The sequence below is a fragment of the Acidovorax sp. GW821-FHT09B03 genome, from assembly GCF_059418305.1.
Genome location: NZ_JBWKPP010000022.1, coordinates 1 through 18,997, shown reverse-complemented (window position 1 = coordinate 18,997; position 18,997 = coordinate 1). Strand labels below are relative to the sequence as shown.

At 68.5% G+C, this 18,997-nt stretch carries 16 protein-coding genes; 14 read left to right on the top strand and 2 right to left on the bottom strand.

The genetic code is table 11. The features are described 5' to 3' along the window. Positions 1 to 3 precede the first annotated feature (3 nt). Together ligD and AC07PA_RS28105 are read left to right on the top strand one after the other, a co-directional pair. Positions 4 to 2,547, top strand: coding sequence for a DNA ligase D (gene ligD / locus AC07PA_RS28110; RefSeq protein ID WP_494608039.1), 2,544 nt, complete (start codon positions 4 to 6; stop codon positions 2,545 to 2,547). A 50-nt stretch (positions 2,548 to 2,597) separates the two neighbouring features. Beyond that, entirely contained in the window at positions 2,598 to 3,230 is a 633-nt protein-coding gene (locus AC07PA_RS28105; protein ID WP_007857152.1) for a response regulator, read from the top strand. A 69-nt stretch (positions 3,231 to 3,299) separates the two neighbouring features. Here AC07PA_RS28105 and AC07PA_RS28100 read toward each other — a convergent pair whose 3' ends face one another. Next, positions 3,300 to 3,515, bottom strand: coding sequence for a hypothetical protein (locus AC07PA_RS28100; protein ID WP_494608041.1), 216 nt, complete (start codon positions 3,513 to 3,515; stop codon positions 3,300 to 3,302). A 244-nt stretch (positions 3,516 to 3,759) separates the two neighbouring features. Between AC07PA_RS28100 and AC07PA_RS28095 the strand changes: the two genes are divergently transcribed. From AC07PA_RS28095 to AC07PA_RS28050, 10 genes are all read left to right on the top strand, one after another. After that, the gene (locus AC07PA_RS28095) at positions 3,760 to 3,972 is read left to right on the top strand and encodes a hypothetical protein (RefSeq protein ID WP_494608043.1); all 213 of its coding nucleotides are present in this window, start codon (positions 3,760 to 3,762) and stop codon (positions 3,970 to 3,972) included. Positions 3,973 to 3,979: 7 nt separating this feature from the next. After that, positions 3,980 to 4,933: a methyltransferase gene (locus tag AC07PA_RS28090; RefSeq protein ID WP_494608045.1), complete on the top strand. Its 954-nt coding sequence runs from the start codon at positions 3,980 to 3,982 to the stop codon at positions 4,931 to 4,933. Then, positions 4,930 to 6,228, top strand: a complete 1,299-nt coding sequence (locus tag AC07PA_RS28085; protein ID WP_494608046.1) for a phosphoribosylamine--glycine ligase — start codon at positions 4,930 to 4,932, stop codon at positions 6,226 to 6,228. The genes AC07PA_RS28090 and AC07PA_RS28085 overlap by 4 nt, the downstream gene beginning before the upstream one ends. Positions 6,229 to 6,357: 129 nt before the next feature. Continuing rightward, on the top strand, positions 6,358 to 7,818 hold the full coding sequence (locus AC07PA_RS28080; protein WP_494608048.1) for an iron-containing redox enzyme family protein: 1,461 nt from the start codon (positions 6,358 to 6,360) through the stop codon (positions 7,816 to 7,818). 113 nt (positions 7,819 to 7,931) lie between these two features. Further along, on the top strand, positions 7,932 to 8,741 hold the full coding sequence (locus tag AC07PA_RS28075) for a hypothetical protein (RefSeq protein ID WP_494608050.1): 810 nt from the start codon (positions 7,932 to 7,934) through the stop codon (positions 8,739 to 8,741). Beyond that, complete coding sequence (locus AC07PA_RS28070; protein WP_494608052.1) at positions 8,738 to 9,529, top strand: DUF72 domain-containing protein; 792 nt, start codon at positions 8,738 to 8,740, stop codon at positions 9,527 to 9,529. Before AC07PA_RS28075 ends, AC07PA_RS28070 begins: the two co-directional genes overlap by 4 nt. A gap of 159 nt (positions 9,530 to 9,688) precedes the next feature. Next, entirely contained in the window at positions 9,689 to 10,174 is a 486-nt protein-coding gene (locus tag AC07PA_RS28065) for a CZB domain-containing protein (protein ID WP_494608054.1), read from the top strand. Positions 10,175 to 10,489: 315 nt separating this feature from the next. Next, positions 10,490 to 11,281, top strand: coding sequence for an SDR family NAD(P)-dependent oxidoreductase (locus tag AC07PA_RS28060; protein WP_494608056.1), 792 nt, complete (start codon positions 10,490 to 10,492; stop codon positions 11,279 to 11,281). A gap of 59 nt (positions 11,282 to 11,340) precedes the next feature. Beyond that, entirely contained in the window at positions 11,341 to 13,995 is a 2,655-nt protein-coding gene (locus tag AC07PA_RS28055; protein WP_494608058.1) for an excinuclease ABC subunit UvrA, read from the top strand. A 149-nt stretch (positions 13,996 to 14,144) separates the two neighbouring features. After that, positions 14,145 to 16,271, top strand: a complete 2,127-nt coding sequence (locus AC07PA_RS28050; RefSeq protein WP_494608060.1) for a hybrid sensor histidine kinase/response regulator family protein — start codon at positions 14,145 to 14,147, stop codon at positions 16,269 to 16,271. A 17-nt stretch (positions 16,272 to 16,288) separates the two neighbouring features. Here AC07PA_RS28050 and AC07PA_RS28045 read toward each other — a convergent pair whose 3' ends face one another. Continuing rightward, the gene (locus tag AC07PA_RS28045) at positions 16,289 to 17,191 is read right to left on the bottom strand and encodes a LysR family transcriptional regulator (protein ID WP_494608063.1); all 903 of its coding nucleotides are present in this window, start codon (positions 17,189 to 17,191) and stop codon (positions 16,289 to 16,291) included. A gap of 131 nt (positions 17,192 to 17,322) precedes the next feature. Between AC07PA_RS28045 and AC07PA_RS28040 the strand changes: the two genes are divergently transcribed. Further along, positions 17,323 to 17,964: an FMN-dependent NADH-azoreductase gene (locus AC07PA_RS28040; RefSeq protein ID WP_494608065.1), complete on the top strand. Its 642-nt coding sequence runs from the start codon at positions 17,323 to 17,325 to the stop codon at positions 17,962 to 17,964. Beyond that, positions 17,961 to 18,821, top strand: coding sequence for a fumarylacetoacetate hydrolase family protein (locus tag AC07PA_RS28035; protein WP_494608067.1), 861 nt, complete (start codon positions 17,961 to 17,963; stop codon positions 18,819 to 18,821). The genes AC07PA_RS28040 and AC07PA_RS28035 overlap by 4 nt, the downstream gene beginning before the upstream one ends. Positions 18,822 to 18,997 lie beyond the last annotated feature (176 nt).

Below are 18,997 nucleotides of genomic sequence, written 5' to 3'. Positions count from 1 at the left end.
GCCATGGCGAAAGACCCGCACATGGCCGACTCGCTCGCTCTCTACAAGCAAAAGCGCAACTTCGCCATCACGCCCGAGCCGGCCGAGGGCGGCGAGGCGGGCGGGCCGGCGCTGCAGTACGTGATCCAGAAGCACTGGGCCAGCCGCCTGCACTACGACCTGCGCCTGGAACTCGATGGCACCATGAAGAGCTGGGCCGTGCCCAAGGGCCCGAGCCTGGACCCGGCCGACAAGCGCATGGCCGTGCAGGTGGAGGACCACCCCATCTCGTACAACAGCTTCGAAGGCCAGATCCCTCCCAAACAGTACGGTGCCGGCAAGGTCATCGTCTGGGACCGGGGCTACTGGGTGCCCGTGGGCGATGCGGCCGAGGGCTACCGCAAGGGCAAGCTCAAGTTCGCGCTGCACGGCCACAAGCTCAAGGGCCATTGGACGCTGGTGCGCATGCATGGCAAGGGCGGTGAAAAACAGGCCCCCTGGCTGCTGATCAAGGAGCACGATGATTTCGAACGCCCTGCGGCCGAGTTCAGCATCGTCGAGGAGATGCCCGACAGCGTGACCTCGCTCGCGCCCCTGCCTCCCCCTGGGGCTGTAGGCATCGCCCGCGCCGAAGCACCGCCGGCCCGCGCCGCGAAGCTGGCCAAGGTGCCGCTGCCCGACACCCTGGCACCCCAGTTGGCCACCCTGGTGGACAAGCCCCCGGCCGACACCAGCGACTGGCTGTGGGAGCTCAAGTTCGACGGCTACCGCCTGCTGGCGCGGGTGCACAACCGCTCCGTGCGCCTGTTCACGCGCAACGGCAACGACTGGACGCACCGCATGCCGCAGTTGGTCAAGGCCATCGGCGCGCTGCCGCTGTCCTCGGGCTGGCTCGACGGCGAAGTGGTGGCCATGGACGAACACGGCACACCCGACTTCCAGGCGCTGCAGAACGCCTTCGATGCCAGCGTGGCCAAGGACCTCGTGTTCTATGCGTTCGATCTGCCCTATGCCGACGGGCACGACCTGCGCGGCCTGCCCGTGGCGCAGCGCCGCGAGCGGCTGCGCGCCCTGGTGGAGCAGGGGGCCAGCGACCGCGTGCGTTTCAGCGAAAGCTTCGAGGCCCAGCCTGCGGACTTGGTGTCCTCGGCCTGCCACCTGGGTTTCGAGGGCGTGATCGGCAAGCGCAAGTCGGCGCCCTATGCCTCGCGGCGCAATGCCGACTGGATCAAGCTCAAGTGCAGCCACCGGCAGGAGTTCGTGGTGTGCGGCTACACCGATCCCCAGGGCTCGCGCACCGGCATCGGATCGCTGCTGCTCGGCGTGCATGGCGACGATGGCGCGCTGCGCTATGCGGGCAACGTGGGCACAGGTTTCAGCGAGCGCACGCTGCGGGAGCTGCACACCCAGCTCACCGCGCTGACCACCGCCAAGAGCCCGTTCCCCGAGGGCACGGCAGTTGGCAAGCCGGCCCACTGGGTCAAGCCGCGCCTGCTGGCCGAGGTGTCGTTTGCCGAGTGGACCAAGGAAGGGCGCATTCGCCATTCGGTGTTCCATGGCCTGCGCGCGGACAAGCCCGCCAAAGCCATCGTGCAGGAGAAACCCCAGGCCATGGCCGCCATCGAGAAAAAGAAGAAACCACCGGTCGTACGCAAGGCCACGGCCGCCGCGGCATCCCTGCCGGATGCGCTGCGCATCTCCCACCCCGACCGCGTGATCGATGCCACAACCGGTATCACCAAGATCGAGCTGGTGCGCTACTACGCCACCGTAGCGCAGCTGATGCTGGAACACTTGAAGGGCCGGCCCGTCTCGCTGGTGCGCGCGCCCGACGGCGTGGGCGGCGAGCTGTTCTTCCAGAAGCACCTGGACAAGGGGAGCATGGAAGGCGTGGCGCTGCTCGATCCGGCGCTCGACGCAGGCCATGCGCCGCTGCTCGAAGTGGCCCGGCCCGAGGGCCTGCTGTCGGCCGCGCAGATGAACGTGCTGGAGTTCCACACCTGGAACGCGCGCAAGGACCGGATCGAGCGCCCCGACCGCATGACCTTCGACCTGGACCCGGGCGAGGGCGTGTCCTGGGAGCAGGTACAACAGGCGGCCCAGCTGGTGCAGGTGATGCTCAAGGAGCTGCACCTGCCGGCCTTCCTCAAGACCAGCGGCGGCAAGGGCCTGCACGTGGTGGTGCCCATCAAGCGGCTGCAGGGCTGGGACACGGTCAAGGGCTTCTCGCAGGCCGTGGTGCAGCACCTGGCCGAGACCATTCCCGCGCGCTTCGTTGCCAAGAGCGGCCCGCGCAACCGGGTGGGCAAGATCTTCGTGGACTACCTGCGCAACGGGCGTGGGGCCACCACCGTGAGCGCCTGGTCCGCGCGCTCGCGCGAGGGCATGGGCATTTCGGTGCCCGTGGCCTGGAAGGAACTGGACGCGCTCACCAGCGGCGCGCACTGGACGGTGCGCACCGTAGGCGAGCGCCTGCGCCAGGGCAATGCGCCCTGGCAGGGCTACGCGGCGGCCGCCGTCTCGTTGTCGGGCGCCATGCGCCTGCTGGGCTACAGCGCCAAGGACTGAACCGAATTCACCCCATTTCAGCTTTCTCATCAACCATAGAAAAAACCAAAATGATCAAGATCGGCATCGTGGATGACCACAAAATCGTTCGTGCAGGCCTGCGCCAGTTCCTGGCCGACCACGTGGACCTGCGGGTGGAAGGAGAAGCCGGCAACGGGCGCGAAGCCATCGACCTCATCCGCGAGCACGACATCGACGTGCTCGTGATGGACCTGGCCATGCCCGGGCAGAGCGGCCTTGATGCCATGTCCATGCTGCGCGCCAAGGCGCCCGACATGGGCATCCTCATCCTCAGCGGCTACCCCGAAGAGCACTACGCCATCAACCTGATCCGCCAGGGTGCGAGCGGCTACCTCAACAAGGAGTGCAAGCCCTCCGAAATCGTCGAGGCGATCCGCGTCATCGCGCTGGGCAAACGCTACCTCACGCCCACCGTGGCCGAACTGCTGGCCCAGCAGCTCAACCGCCCCGGCGAACGGCCCGCGCACGAGCACCTGTCGGAGCGCGAGTTCCAGGTGTTCCTCAAGCTCGCCCAGGGCGCCAACGTGGGCGAGATCGCCGAAGACTTGTCGCTGAGCGTGAAGACCGTGAGCACCTACCGCACACGCCTGATGGAAAAGCTGCACCTCGATTCCAACAGTGACCTGACCTACTACGCACTGAAGAACAACCTGATCCAGTGAGCGGCGGTCGGCGGGGCAGGGGCTTGGCGGCCCCAGCCGCCGCGCCGTCTGCGGGGCCTGCGAGCGCCTTCACGGTGGGGCGCTGCGGCCGGGAATCTTGCTGTCCACGGCCCGCGAGGCCTTGCGGTCGCGTTCGAGTTGCTCGTCCACGAGCTCCTGCTCCACATGGTCCGGTGTGTCGTCCTGTTCCTCAGGTTCGGGCTCCGGGCGGGTGGCGGCGGCTCGGAAATGGTCGGCAGCCGGGAATGGCCAGGAGGAAGGGGATTGGGTGGTATGCGTGGTCATGGCCTGCTCCTGCTTGGCGGGTGATGTCCGCCGGATCGGTCCATTCTTTCAGCGCGTCACGGTACCCGGGGTAAGACAACGGCGATGATGCCGGCCAGGGTGTCGCCCTGTCCGGCGCTCGCGAGTTCCGCTCAAAGAGGTGATGAACGTCCTGCCCCGATGACCGGGGTTCTGCCACTTTTCCTACAGGGCAGCCTATTGGCCTGGGAACATGATGTGCTCTCGACACCCCTTGGAGGTCACCATGTTCCAGCCATTTCCCCCCGCGGCCAGCGCCGTGTCGTTCATCGGCGCAGGTTTGGCCATGGTCGCCTATGGGGCGTCTGCCGCCGTGGGGTTGGTGGAGGGGGTCGAAGCCCCTGCCAAGGTACCTGCCGCAACGGCGGATATTCCGCAGAGCGAACTGGGAAAATGCCTGGGAAACCGCTTCGAGGCCTACCCGTACCGGGGATGCTGACCACGCCATGGACGAACACTGCATTGCTGCACTGGTCGAGTTGGGCGCCTACCTGCAAGCCCGTAACTACGAATTCACGACGGTCACGCCCTTGACCCACCAGCGGGTGCTGCGCAACCGGGGCGACCTGCCGGCGCGCGATCTGCGCGATGCCTTTGGCTGGAACCTGCCCTTCGATGGCGCGCTGCTGCCAGCGCTTTTATCGGAGAAATTGGTGTCAGCACAGCTCATCGCGGAGCTGGAGGGCGGCCTGCACCAAAGCGCCGTGCGGTACAGCAGCCTGGCCGGTGGGTTGTATGCCCACTCGGGGTTTCCCACGCTGCAGGAGGATGCGGTTTTCTTCGGCCCCGATACCTACCGGTTCGCGGCCCTGATCGGATCCGAACTGGCCGTGCGCCCCGTGGGGGCCGCGAGCCGGTTGCTGGACATGGGCTGCGGCGGTGGGCCGGGTGGAATCGTGGCGGCGCGCGCGGCCGCAAACAGCGTTCAGGAGCTGGTGCTTGCGGACATCAATCCCCAGGCGCTGGTGCTGGCGCAGGCCAATGCCCGCCTTGCGCAGAGCACTTGCTGCACCTTCGCCCAGACCGATCTGTTCCAGGATGTCTTGGGCGATTTCGATCTGATCGTCTCCAACCCGCCGTACCTGGTCGATGCGGACAAGCGCACCTACCGGCACGGTGGCGGCGACTATGGCGAAGGGCTCTCGCAGCGCATCCTCGAACAATCCATCGCCCACCTGCGCCCTGGTGGCCGGGTCATCCTGTATACAGGCTCCGCCGTGGTACAGGGGGTGGACCCCTTTTCCGAGTGGGCTGCTGCCACGGCAGCACGCGCGGCTTGCCAGTTCACGCGGCGCGAGATCGACCCCGATGTCTTTGGCGAGGAACTCGACCGGCCGGAGTACGCCCCGGTGGACCGGATCGCCGCCATCGGGTTGGTGGTGCACAAGCCGGCAGCATGAGGATCCTGGGCATCGGGGCCAGCAACGACCTGGCCGCCATGTACGGCGGTATGCAGGCGCGGGGGCACGAGGTCAGGGTGTTCGTCCGTGATCCGGCCAGCCATGGCGTGTTCGCGGGCATGCTCACGCGCACGGACGACTGGAACATGGAACTCGGTTGGGTCCGGCAGGCCGGGCCCGAGGGGCTGATCCTTTTCGAGACAGCGGACCAGGGCGAAGTGCAGGACGCCTTGCGGGCGCAAGGCTTCCAGGTCATCGGTGGCAGCGCCCTGGGCGACCGGCTGGAGGCCGAGCGCGAGTATGGCCAGTCCGTGCTCCGGCAGGCTGGCCTGCGCACTGCGGCAAGCCATTCGTTCACCTCCTACCGCCAGGCCGTGGACTTTCTCGCCGCCCGGCGCCAGCGCTTCGTGCTCAAGTTCAACGGCGCCGCCAGCCCGCGCACGAGGAGCTACATTGCCCAGAAGGGCGACAGCAGCGACCTGGCCGCGCTGCTGGAGTTCTACGCGGCGCACGAAGCACCCGTGCCCTCCCCGGATTTCGTGCTCATGGAATACATCGATGGCATCGAGATTGGCGTGGGCGGGTACTTCAACGGTGCCGAGTTTCTCGAGACGGCATGCATCGACTTCGAGCACAAGCGCTTCTTTCCCGGGGAGCTGGGGGAGCTGACGGGCGAGATGGGCACGGTGGTCAGCTACGGCGGCAGCGGCAGGCTGCGCGAGCTGGTCCTGGAACCCCTGGCGGGCGTGCTGCGCGATGGCGGCTATTGCGGCTACATCAATGTGAACCTCATGGCCAACGCACAAGGGCTGTGGCCGCTGGAGTTCACCAGCCGCTTTGGCTATCCCGGCTACGCCATCTGCGAAAGCCTGCACCGGGAACCGTGGGAAGCGATCTTCCTGAAAATGCTTCGCCGCTCGCACACCCGCTTCGCCACGGTACCTGGCTTTGCGGTGGGCGTGGTGCTCACCGTACCGCCGTTTCCCTATGCACAGGGATATGAAGAGCTCTCCAAGGGCATTCCGGTGATCCTGGACGAAAGCCTGTCGCACGCGGAGCGCGCGGCCATCGCCTTCGCCGAGGTGGAGATGCGCCAGGGCTCCCTGGTCACCAGCGGCACCTGCGGCTACGTGGGCGTGGCCACCGGGTGCGCACCGACGGTGGAGGCGGCGCGCCTTCGCGCGCTCGACGTGGCGCGCAAGGTCTACGTGCCCAATCTGCGCTACCGCAACGATATCGGTGCGCGGGTATCGGATGAAAGCCTGGCCCGTCTGCGGCAATGGGGCTATCTGTAGATTTCTTTGGCCGCAAGGGGTGGCGAGCCAGCGGTCGTAGGAGGCTGCCCACGCCCATGGGAGCCTTGCCCCGATAGTGGCGGAGATGGCAAGGGCCCACCCTGAGGCCATATCCAACGACAACACACCATGTACCTCCATTTGCAGGAACGCCCACGTTCCGAAACGACCATCGCTTCCCTTGCCGCCATCGCATCCGCCCCGGGCGCACAAGCAGCAGCGCTCTACGCGCCCCTCTATGACCGCCTGGCAAACCATATCCCCGGCGCGCAGGAGCGTGGGGCCGCTGCAGACTTGCTGCGCGAGACCCTGCACGGGTTGGAGTTGGGCGACGACGATCTGCCCGCACACCCTGCCGATCTGATGGCCTGGATGGAGTCCAATATCTTGCGGGTCCACGGCCAGTACCAGGCCTACCTGGATGCCCGCAAGGCCGGCGCACCACGCCGGTACTTCACCAACCGGGCCCACGCCCTGTACTTTCTTCGCAATGTCGCGCCCACCAAGCTGGTCGACGGGTCGTGGCTGTATGGCCTGTGCGCGCATGCGGACAACTCCCGCCTGTCGGACCTGGTCACCACCTATGTGGAAGAACTGGGTGACGGCCTGGCCGACAAGAACCACGTGAAGCTGTACCGCGCGCTGCTCGCCCACTACGGCCTTGACCCCGTCGATGACCTGCCCGACGCGCTGTACCAGCAGGGGCTGGTGCAGGTCGCGCTGGGATGGAATTCGCAGGATTTCCTGCCCGAGATCGTGGGCTTTAACCTGGGCTACGAGCAGTTGCCCCTGCACCTGCTCATCACCGCCTACGAACTCAATGAACTGGGTATCGACCCCTACTATTTCACGCTGCACGTCACGGTCGACAATGCCGACACGGGACATGCCAAGCGCGCCTGCGTGGCAGCGCTGGAGGCCGCACCGCGCATCGACGATGGTGGCGACTACTGGCGTCGGGTGCGTGCAGGTGCCAAGCTGGGCAACGTGGGGATCAGCACGCTGGACGTGATCAACGGCTTCGACATCGACAGGGAGGTGCTGGCCATCCTGGCGCGCAAGGCGCCGTCAGGCCATGGCGCGCATTCCGACTTCTGCAAGGTGGCCGGCCGCAGCGTGAACGACTGGCTGTCCAACGCCGATGACCTGCCTGCGTTTCTGGCTGTGCTTGAACAGGCCCACTGGATCAAACGCAACCAGCCCGTGACCGACAGCCGCTTCTGGCACCTGCTGCAGGGCGAGCGTGCCGAGATGTTCGGCGTGTTCTCGCCCTACGAACTGCAGGTGATCCACGACTGGATCCGTGGCGCGGCAAGTGCCGATGGGGCGCCCTTCGAGACCGGCGCCACCCCGGCCACGGGCAAGCGGCAGATGAGCTTTCGCGTGGCCGAACGGCTCAAGGCCGCCAAGGGGGGGCGCTCCGAGCCTGCGCCAGCGGCCCTGGACACGGACCTCGAGATCTTCGAGCAGCGCTATCCCACGCTGGACGCCGTCGAGCGGCGGGATCTGCTGGTCCAGGCCATGTCGCCGGCGCTGCACTGGACGCCCGTGGGGCTCAAGGCCACACGGATGTTCCTGAACCGGGCGTGAGTTCCTGGCAAGTATCGCAAGGGGCTCGCCCGACATTGGGTGGACAGCGTAAGAACGCTCCGACCCCAACTGGGGGATAAATGGTGCATTGCACCGGCATTTGTGGCCGCACCATGGAGGCCATTCACATCGGAGCCTTCATGCACAGATCGACCTCGCCCATCCGCCGCCCTTCGTATGCGTTGCTTGCGCTGGAACCCGTGCGCGCCGCATTGGAGTTTGCGGGGCACCATGTGATGGGGGAAGCCGCCTTGCCCCGAGGCGACCGGCATGCGGTCGTGGTATTTCCGGGACTGGCCACCAACGCCACCGTGGTACGCCCATTGCATGCATTTTGCGAGCGCCTGGGTTACCGCGTCCTTGATTGGGGGCAGGGGCTCAACACCGGCCCCAAGGGCGAGATCGATGGCTGGCTTGACGCGCTGGCGCAACGCGTTCGGGAGCGCACCGCTGGCCACACCGCCCCCATCAGCCTGGTGGGCTGGAGCTTGGGTGGCATCTATGCGCGTGAGGTCGCCAAGCGGCTGCGCTCGCGCGTGCGGCAGGTGATCACCATCGGAACGCCTTTTGCGGGTGCCGCGGAGCACACGAATGCTGGTTTGGTCTACCGCCTTTTGAACGGCAGCATGCCACCATCGCACCCGGCGTTGCTGGCAAGGTTGCGCCAGGCGCCCCCCGTTCCTACCACGTCGATCTACAGCCGTAGCGACGGCGTGGTGGCATGGCAAGCGTGCAGGGACATGAAGCGCACGGGGCGGTCCGAATCCATCGAGATCGAAGGCAGCCATTGCGGGATGCCCTGGAATCCGGCCGTGCTGAGGGTGGTGGCGGACCGCCTTGCCCAGCCGCTGCATGCATGGCGCCCCTACGCCCGCAGCGCGAAGCCCCGTCCCAAGTTCCGCGCGTCCGTGGTTCCCGGATGAAGCCCTCCGAGGCCGGACGCAGCCCGTTGCCTGCGGGCGATCCCCCTGCGGCCCCGCTGTTCGTAGGCACCGCCGGCTGGGGCCTGCCGCACAGCAGCCAGCACCGTTTTGCCACGGCAGACCCGCTCGCAACCCACCTGCAGCGCTACGCGCAGCACCTTTCGGCCGTCGAGATCAATTCGTCTTTCTACCGGCCGCACCAGCGCACCACCTACGAGCGCTGGGCCGCGGCCACGCCGCCTGCGTTCCGCTTTTGCGCCAAGCTGCCGCGCAGCATCACGCACACGGCGCGCCTCAAGGACACCGAACCCCTGCTGCAGGCCTTCCTGGGCCAGGCAGCGGGACTGGGCGATCGCCTGGGTTGCCTGCTGGTGCAGCTACCGCCCAGCCTGGCGCTCGACCGGCCGGTGACCGATGCTTTCTTTCGCAGCCTGCGGCACCTGCATGGCGAGGGCGGGGTTGCGGTCGAGCCGCGCCATGCCAGCTGGTTCACGCCGGAAGGCAACGCACTGCTGGCCCACTGGCGCGCGGCCCGGGTGCTGGCCGACCCGGTGCTTCATGACCCGGGGCGGGCGCCCGGCGGCTGGCCTGGCTTGGTGTACTGCCGGCTGCACGGATCGCCACGCGTGTACTACTCGGCCTACGACGGCGCACTCATCGGCGCCCTGGCCGCACGGCTGCAGGCCGCCACCCATGAAGCCGGCAGTGTGTGGTGCATCTTCGACAACACGGCCAGCGGCGCCGCGACCGACAACGCCCTCGATCTGCACGGGGCGTTGGGGGCCTGAATCCGCGTGCGGCTAGATCATTTGGGTTATGGATTTCGGGAGGCGCTTGCCTCAGCATCCACACCGCGCTCTCGACACCCAGTGGATGGGGCGCGCGGATCGACAGGCTACCTGTTTGGCCGGCAGTCCACCGGCGCCACAAGAACAAGAGGAATGCAGATGGGATTTTTCAGCCGGCTGCTCAGGGTCCGCGAGCAGGTCCGATCCAGCCCGGAAGCGGCATGGAACGCAGAGGACAACGCCAGCGAACTCGTGCTCGATGCCGAGTACGCCGACCACCTGGCGATGGAGATGGAGATCGATGCCGGCATTGCCCTGCACGAAAACTGGCGCGCGCGCCTGGAGGACATGGTCCACGGCCGCAGCACCGAGGTGATGCGCCCGGAACGGGTCTGCCAGGACCACCGCTGCCAGCTCGGCCGCTGGCTGCAGGGGGCCGGGCGCGCACGCCTGGGCCAGCACACTGCCTTTGGCATGCTGGTGGCGCGGCACAAGTACTTCCACCAGCAGGCGGCCGCCGTGGTCACCCTGTTCCAGGCAGGCGATCTGCAGCAGTCGCAGAAGGTGCTCAAGACCAGCTGCCGGCACGCCTCCAACCAGGTGGTTCTGTTGCTCAAGGAGCTCAAGAACAACGCCGTGCGCTGAGCCGCAGCCTGCAGACCGCCCCCACCTCCCTGAAAGACAAAACTCCCCCAAGCTTGCGCCTGGCGGAGTTTGCACCATGCATGCATTGCGGCTCTGAAACGCAAGGCATGCACGGCAGGTGCAATGTAATCACGGTGGCCGGGCGAAGGAAGCAGTTTCCCCGCTTTCGGCCTGTTGTCCTACATGGCGGCCGTCTTGCCTCAACTCTGTTGCCGCCAGGCGGGGTGTAGGACGGTGCACCCCGGGCATCGCGCTGGCCGCTGACGGCCCGGCCCGACGGGCCATTCCAGAATGGTGCGTTTCAGGAGTGCTGCCATGTCCACAACCACCCGTCCTCTCGCCGTCGTCACTGGAGCCTCGTCCGGCATCGGCTACCACCTGGCACGCTGTTGTGCAGAAAATGGTTTCGACCTGGTGATCGCGGCCGACCAGGCGCTCGACCAGGCGGCCAGCGACCTGCGCATGCTCGGCGCCACGGTGCAGGTGGTGCAGGCCGAACTGGCCAGCCGCCAGGGCGTGGACCAGTTGGTGGACGCCATCGCCGGGCGGCCGGTGGATGCACTGCTGGCCAATGCCGGGCATGGCCTGGGCAAGGGCTTCCTGGAGCAGGAGTTCGGCGACATCCAGCATGTGATCGACACCAACATCACCGGCACCCTGTACCTGCTGCACAAGCTGGGTCACCCGATGCGCCGCCGCGGCCGGGGGCGCATCCTCATCACCGGGTCCATCGCGGGCTTTCTGCCGGGCAGCTTCCAGGCGGTTTACAACGGCAGCAAGGCCTTCATCGATTCGTTCGCGGCGGCGCTGCGCAACGAACTCAAGGACTCGGGCGTTACCGTCACCTGCCTGATGCCGGGCGCCACCGACACGGAGTTCTTCGCGCGCGCCGACATGCTGGACACCCAGGTGGGCGCCGACGACGGCAAGGCCGATCCGGCCGATGTGGCCAAGGTGGGCTTTGCAGCCATGATGGACGGCGAGGCCGATGTCGTGCATGGCCTCAAGAACAAGCTGCAGGCCATCATGGCCAAGGTCACGCCCTCACAGGTGCTGGCCGAGCAGCACCGCAAGCTGGCCGAGCCGGGCTCCGCCCTCAAGGGCTGATCCGCGGGCGTCCCCGTTAGGATAGTCGCCCCGGTTCCCCGACCTTGTGCTTTGCCCCGATGCCTTCTGCTGACCCCGACCAGGTTTCCGTATCCCCCTTGCCCGGCATGGTGCGCGTGCGCGGCGCCCGCGAGCACAACCTCAAGGACGTGGATGTGGACATTCCGCGCGATGCGCTGGTGGTGTTCACGGGGGTGTCCGGCTCGGGCAAGTCGTCCCTGGCCTTCGGCACGCTGTTCGCCGAGGCGCAGCGGCGCTACCTGGAGTCGGTGGCGCCCTATGCGCGCCGGCTCATCGTGCAGGCCGGCGTGCCCAAGGTGGACAGCATCGACGGCCTGCCGCCCGCGGTGGCGCTGCAGCAGCAGCGCGGCACACCGAGCACGCGCTCGTCGGTGGGCAGCGTCACGGCGATATCGAGCCCGCTGCGCATGCTGTACTCGCGCGCCGGCCACTATCCCGACGGCCAGCCCATGCTGTATGCGGAGGATTTTTCGCCCAACACGCCGCAGGGGGCCTGCCCGCACTGCCATGGCCAGGGCCGGGTGTACGAGGTGACCGAGCAGTCCATGGTGCCCGACGACACGCTGACCATCCGCGAGCGCGCCGTGGCCGCGTGGCCGCTGGCCTGGCAGGGGCAGAACCTGCGCGACATCCTCACCACGCTGGGCCACGACGTGGACGTGCCCTGGCGCAAGCTGCCCAAAAAGCTGCGCGACTGGATCCTCTTCACCGACGAGCAGCCCACTGTGCCGGTGTATGCGGGCTTCAGCGTGGCCGAGGTCAAGGATGCCATCCGGCGCAAGCTCACCCCGAGCTACATGGGCACCTTCACCGGTGCCCGGCGCCATGTGCTGCACACCTTTGCCCACAGCCAGAGCGCGCTCATGAAAAAGCGCGTGGCCCAGTACATGGTGGGGACGCTGTGCCCGGTGTGCAAGGGCAAGCGGCTCAAGCCCGAGGCGCTGACCGTCACCTTCGCCGGGCACGACATCGGCAGCCTGTCGCAGCTGCCGCTCACCGCGCTGGCCGAGCTGCTGCGGCCGGCCGCCGATGGTCGGCTGGGCGAGGGCGACCCCGCCCCCGATGCGCCCGCGGGCCGCGCCCGGCGCAAGCGGCCTGCCGCCCATGCCGCCGCCCCCGACGTGCACCGCACGCCCTGGCTGTCCGAGGAAAAGGTGATCGCCGCCCAGCGCCTGGCCGGCGACCTGCGCAAGCGCGTGCTGGCACTGATCGAACTGGGCCTGGGCTATCTCTCGCTGGACCGCAGCACGCCCACGCTCTCACCGGGCGAGCTGCAGCGGCTGCGCCTGGCCTCGCAGCTCTCGTCGCAGCTGTTCGGCGTGGTCTATGTGCTCGACGAGCCCTCGGCCGGCCTGCACCCGGCAGACGGCGAGGCGCTGCTGGCGGCACTGCAGGGCCTCAAGGCGGCGGGCAACTCGCTCTTCGTGGTGGAGCACGACGTGGCCACCATGCGCCGCGCCGACTGGCTGGTGGACGTGGGGCCGGCCGCCGGCGAGCAGGGCGGCGAGGTGCTCTACAGCGGCCCGCCGGCGGGCCTGGCCCAGGTGCAGCGCTCGCAGACCCGGCACTACCTGTTCGGCGAGGCCGGTGCTGCCTTGCCTGCCCGCGCGCCCCGTACCGCCCAGGGCTGGCTGCGGCTCGAAGGCATCACGCGCAACAACCTGCAGGGGCTCGATGCCGCGTTTCCGCTGGCGTGCATGACGGCAGTGACCGGCGTGTCGGGCTCGGGCAAGTCCAGCCTGGTGAGCCAGGCCCTGCTGGAGCTGGTGGCCGCCCACCTGGGCCGGCCGCTGGCGGCCGACGAGGATGAGGGTGTGGCCGTGCCCGACGATGGCGAGGCCGCTGCCGGCGATGCCTCGCCCCTGGGGGGCCCTGAGGCCGGGCGCATTGCGGCCGGCAGCGAACACATCCGGCGCCTGGTGCAGGTGGACCAGAAGCCCATCGGCCGCACGCCGCGCTCCAACCTGGCCACCTACACGGGCCTGTTCGACGGGGTGCGCAAGCTGTTTGCGGCCACGCCGGCCGCGCGCAAGCGCCGGTACGACGCGGGGCGCTTTTCCTTCAACGTGGCCAAGGGCCGCTGCGCCACCTGCGAGGGCGAGGGCTTCGTCAGCGTGGAGCTGCTGTTCATGCCCAGTGTGTACGCGCCATGCCCTGCCTGCCACGGCGCGCGCTACAACACCGAGACGCTGGAAATCCGCTGGAACGGCCTGTCGATCGCCGAGGTGCTGGGCCTCACGGTGGATGCGGCCTGCGACGCCTTTGCCCAGGAGCCCCAGGTGCTGCGCCCGCTGGCGGTGCTGCGCGACATCGGCCTGGGTTACCTGCGCCTGGGCCAGCCCGCCACCGAGCTGAGCGGCGGCGAGGCCCAGCGCATCAAGCTCGCCACCGAGCTGCAGCGGCCCACGCAGCGCGGCGGCACCCTCTACGTGCTTGACGAGCCCACCACCGGGCTGCACCCGGCCGACGTGGACCGCCTGCTCGTGCAGCTCGATGGCCTGGTCGCCGCCGGCAACACGGTGGTGGTGGTCGAGCACGAGATGCGCGTGGTGGCTGCCTGCGACTGGGTGATGGACATCGGGCCCGGCGCGGGCAAGGAGGGCGGGCGCATCGTGGCACAGGGAACCCCGGCGCAGGTGGCACAAAGCCGGGGCAGCCGCACGGCGCCCTACCTGGCCCGCAGCCTGGGCTGAAGGGCCGCAAGCCCAGTACCGACTGGGGAGTGCATTTTTGGTTGATACTTTGGGGGGCCTTGCCGCGGGCCCCAGGACCGGCGGGCTTGCGCCAGCTTTGAAACAACAACGGGCGCGCCTTGCCGGGCGCCACGACATGGGATACCGCAGTGGCTCGTGAAGACAACCAGTCCAAAGCCCAGGCCTCGGTGAAATGGCTGCGCCTGCTGGTCATCCTGAGCGTGGCCGTGCCGCTGTTCATCTACCTGGTGTTCGGTGCGGTGGGCTACGTGGATGCGCGCGAGGAGGCCGAGCTGCGCGTGAGCCGCTCGCTCAGGGTGGCGCACGAGCACGCCTCCAAGGTCATGGCCGCGTCCGAGGCGCTGCAGGACCGGGTGCTGGCCATGGTCAGCGGCCGCAGCCCGCAGGAGCTGCGCATCCATGCCGCGGACCTGCATGCGGCCCTGCTCGCCAGGGTCAAGGACCAGCCGCAGATCCAGTCCATCTGGATCATCGACTCGGAGGGCAAGCCCATCGCCAGCAGCCGGTTTGCGCAGCTGCCGGTCTTCGAGGTGTCGGACCGCGACTATTTCCAGTTCCACCGCCTGCGGCCGCCGGGCCAGCGCTACATTTCGGCGCCGCTGGTCACGCGCACCACCAAGGAGAAGATCGTCGACATCAGCATCGGCTACGAGGACCACAACGGCCACTTCGGCGGGGTCATCAACGTCAGCTTGCTGAGCGCCTATTTCCAGGACTTCTACAGCGACCTGGTGGCCGACGAGCCCGGCCTGGCCGTGAACCTTTTCCGCGAGGACGGGGCCATCTACACCCGCTGGCCCCTGGTCGGCAATGCCCCCGAGCGGCTGGCGCCGGACAGCCCGGTGATGCAGCGGCTGTTCAAGGGCGAGGCCTCGGCGCAGATGCGCGGCGTTTCGTCGGTGGACCGGCAGGACCGGATCATTGCCTACCGCAAGGTCGGCGCCTACCCGATGTACGTGGGCACGGGCATGAACCTGACCTCGTTGCGCAACGAGGTGCTGCGCCAGCTGGGGGCCCTGTTCGCGCTGGGCGCGTTGCCCGTGGCGGCGCTGTTCTTCGCTGCCCGCATGGCGCTGCGCAATGCCCGCACGGCCCTGTCGACCACGGAGAGCCTGGAAAAGGAGATCGCCACGCGCCGCCGCGCCGAGGAAGCCCTGCTGCAGGCGCAGAAACTCGAGGCCCTGGGCCGGCTTACGGGCGGGGTGGCGCACGACTTCAACAACGCGCTGATGGTCATCAGCAACAACCTGCACCTGCTCAAGCGCACCGTGCCCGATGTGGGCACCAAGCAGATCGACTCCATGGCGCGGGCCGTGAAGTCGGCCACCAACCTCACACGCCAGCTGCTGGCCTTCTCGCGCCGCCAGCCCCTGGTGGCCGAGCACGTGGTGCTGCAGGACAAGCTGCCGCCCACCAAGGACCTGATCGCCCCGGTGCTGGGCAGCCAGATCCAGCTGGACGTGCAGGTGGACCCCGCGACCGCCCCCGTGGTGCTCGACCTGGCGGAGCTGGAATTGGCGCTGTTGAACCTCTCCATCAACGCGCGCGATGCCATGCCCCAGGGCGGCAGCCTGGTGATCCGCGCGCGCAACGCCAGCGAGAGCGAGGCCGGGCAGGGCATGCCCGCCATGGTGCTCATCGAGGTCACCGACACGGGCAGCGGCATACCGCCGGAGCTGCTCAGCAAGGTGTTCGAGCCCTTCTTCACCACCAAGGCCGTGGGCGAGGGCACGGGCCTGGGCCTGAGCCAGGTGTACGGCATGTGCCAGCGCGTGGGCGGGCGCGCGGAGATCGCCAGCACCCTGGGCACGGGGACCCGCATCCGCCTGTTCTTTCCGGGCGCCGGTCCGCAGGCGGCGCGCGAGGATGCAGCCGGCCCCGCACCGGCCCTGGCCCCGCTGGGCAAGAGCCTGCTGGTGGTGGAGGACAACGACGAGGTGGCGGCATCGCTGGTGCCCATCCTCGAATCGCTGGGCTGCCGGGTGACGCGCGTGGACCGCGCCGCCAAGGCGCGCACGCTGCTGGAGGAGGGGCAGCGCCCGGACCTGGTGCTCTCGGACGTGGTGATGCCCGGCGAGATCGACGGCGTGGGCCTGGCCCGGCACATCCGCCAGACCTGGCCCGCGCAGAAGCTGCTGCTGATGACGGGCTACGCCGAGCAGCTGGACCACATCCACCAGATGGGCTTCGACGTGCTGCCCAAGCCCTGCACACCGCAGATGCTGCACGTGGCCATTGCGCGCATCACCCAGTAGGGCCATCTCCTGCAGGCTCATGCATCCGTATCGTCCTCGCGGTTCTGGTCCAGGTAGTCGAGCAGGGCGCGCACCGCAGGTACCATGCCGCGCCGGCTGGTGAACACGGCCAGCACATCGGCACGCGGCGAGGCCCAGTGCGGCAGCACCTGTTCGAGCCGCCCCTCGCGGATATCGGCCTGGCAGATGCGCCGGGGCAGCAGGGCGACGCCCATGCCGGCGCGGGCCGCCTCACGCAGCGCGAACATGTCGTCGGTCACCAGGCGCGGCACATGCTGCAGCTCCAGCGTGCGCCCGGCGCTGGCCAGGCTCCAGCCCACGCGCTCGCCCCGGCCGGGCCAGGACAGCGTGGGCAGGCGGGCGATGTCCTCGGGCTCGCGGGGGCGGGGCAGGGTGTCGAACAGGCGGCTGGCGGCCACCAGCACATCGGTCGACTCGCCGAGCTTGCGCACCACCTGGTCCGAGTCGGGCAGGGGCGGGCGGCGCACGCGGATCACCACGTCCATGCGCTCCTCGATGGGGTCGACGCGGCGGTTGGTGGCCGTCACATGCAGGCGCACCAGCGGGCAGGCCTGCATGAAGCCCGGCAGGATGGGCGTGAGCCAGACCTGCGCCAGCGTGATCGGGCAGCTGATGCGCACCTCGCCCTGCGGCGTGGCCGATGCCTGGCGCGCCAGCTCGTGGGTGGATTCGGCCAGCTCCACCAGCGTGCGGCAGCGCTCGTAGACGCCCTGGCCCGCGCCGGTCAGCGTGATGCGCCGCGGCGAGCGCTGCAGCAGGCGCACACCCATGCGCTCTTCCAGCGCGGCCATGCGCCGGCTCAGGCGCGACTTGGGCACGCCCAGGCGCCGCCCGGCCTCGCTGAAGCCGCCGTGCTCCACGATCTTGGCAAAGAACATCAGGTCGTTCAGGTCTTCCATAGCGTGTCTCCCGTGCCCATGATCTGCGCCATTATCGTTCCATTGGAGGAACGATGCGTTGCGCCAGACCCCGTTGTTTGGAACGAGGTGCGCGCCGATCATCGGTTTTCCACCGCTCGTGCAAGAAAACCATGACCCCCTTCAACCTTCTCCACCTGGATTCGAGCCTCACCGGCCCGGCCTCCGTCTCGCGCCTGCTGGGCCGCGAAACGGTGGACGCCTGGCGCGCTGCCGATCCCTCCGTGCGCGTCACCTACCGCGACCTGGCGGTGACCGTGCCGCCCCAGCTCACGCCCGAGACCGTGGCTGCGCTGCGCCTGCGCAGCGAACCCGCCAGCGCCCAGGGCCAGGCCGACCTGGCGCACATCAACACCCTGCTCGATGAGTTCCTGGCGGCCGATGCCATCGTGATCGGTGCGCCCATGTACAACTTCGGCGTACCGACCCAGCTCAAGGCCTGGATCGACGCGCTGGCCCAGGCCGGCCGCACCTTCGAGTACACCCCCCAGGGCCCGCGCGGCCTGGCTGGCGGCAAGCGCGTGGTCATCGCCTCGTCGCGTGGCAACATCTACAGCACCCCGCCGCAGATGCAGGACAAGGACTTCCAGGAGCGCTACCTGGTCGCGGCCCTGCAGTTCATGGGCATCACCCGCTTCGACGTGGTGCGCGCCGAGGGCGTGAACCGCGGGCCCGAGGTGCGCGATGCCGCGCTGGCCTCGGCCCGGGCCGCTATCGCCCAGCTCTTCGCCGCGCAAGAGGCGGTGGCACCATGAAGCTCGCCAGTTTCTCCATCGACGGCCGCGCTGGCTATGGCGTGGTCGAAGGCGCCGCGGTGGCCGACCTGGGCGCCATCGCCGGCGCCCCCCGGGACCTGATGGCCTTGCTCGCCCTGGGCCCGCCGGGGCTGGACTGGGCCCGCACCGCCGCCGCCAGCGCCCCCCGGCTGGACCTGGCCGCCGTGCAGTTGCTCGCGCCCATCCCCGCGCCGCGCAAGTACCTGGGCCTGGGCGGCAACTACCCCTCGCACCTGGAAGAGGCGCGCAAGGTCAACCTGGTGCGCAACCCCGGCCAGGCCTGGTTCAACAAGCAGGTGACCTGCGTCAACGGCCCCTACGCGCCGGTGCACCTGCCGCGCGTCTCGCACGAGTTCGACTACGAAGGCGAACTGGGCGTGGTCATCGGCCGGCGCTGCCGCCACGTGCGCCGCGAGGACGCCATGGACATGGTGGCCGGCTTCGTGGTGGCCAACGATTTGAGCGTGCGCGACTGGCAGATGCGATCGCCCACGCACACACTGGGCAAGTCCTTCGACACGCACGGCCCCTTCGGCCCCTGGATCGTGACGCGCGACGAGCTGCCCGACCCGCATGCCCTGCGCCTGCGCACCTGGGTCAACGGCGAGTTGCGCCAGGACGGCAACACCCGCGAGATGACCTACCGCGTGGAAGACATGATCGTGGAGCTCACCACCGCCTTCACCCTGGAGCCGGGCGACGTGCTGACCACCGGCAGCCCCGCCGGCGTGGGCGGCCTGATGGACCCGCCGCGCTACCTGCAGGTGGGCGATGTGGTGCGCGTGGAGATCGAGGGCATCGGCACCATAGAAAACCGTGTGATCGCCGAGCCCTAGGGCAACGCAAAACCAAGTCCTTCGCGCGCCGCGCACCCTGGTTTGGGCGGTCTGCGGCGTTGCAAATGCTCGCCATAGCACGGGCTATGGCTGCGCTTTGCGCCTAGTGTGCTGTCCCGCTGATACGTGAGCAAAGTCGATGCAACTTTTCGAGGATCGAATCAGCGGTGGCGGTC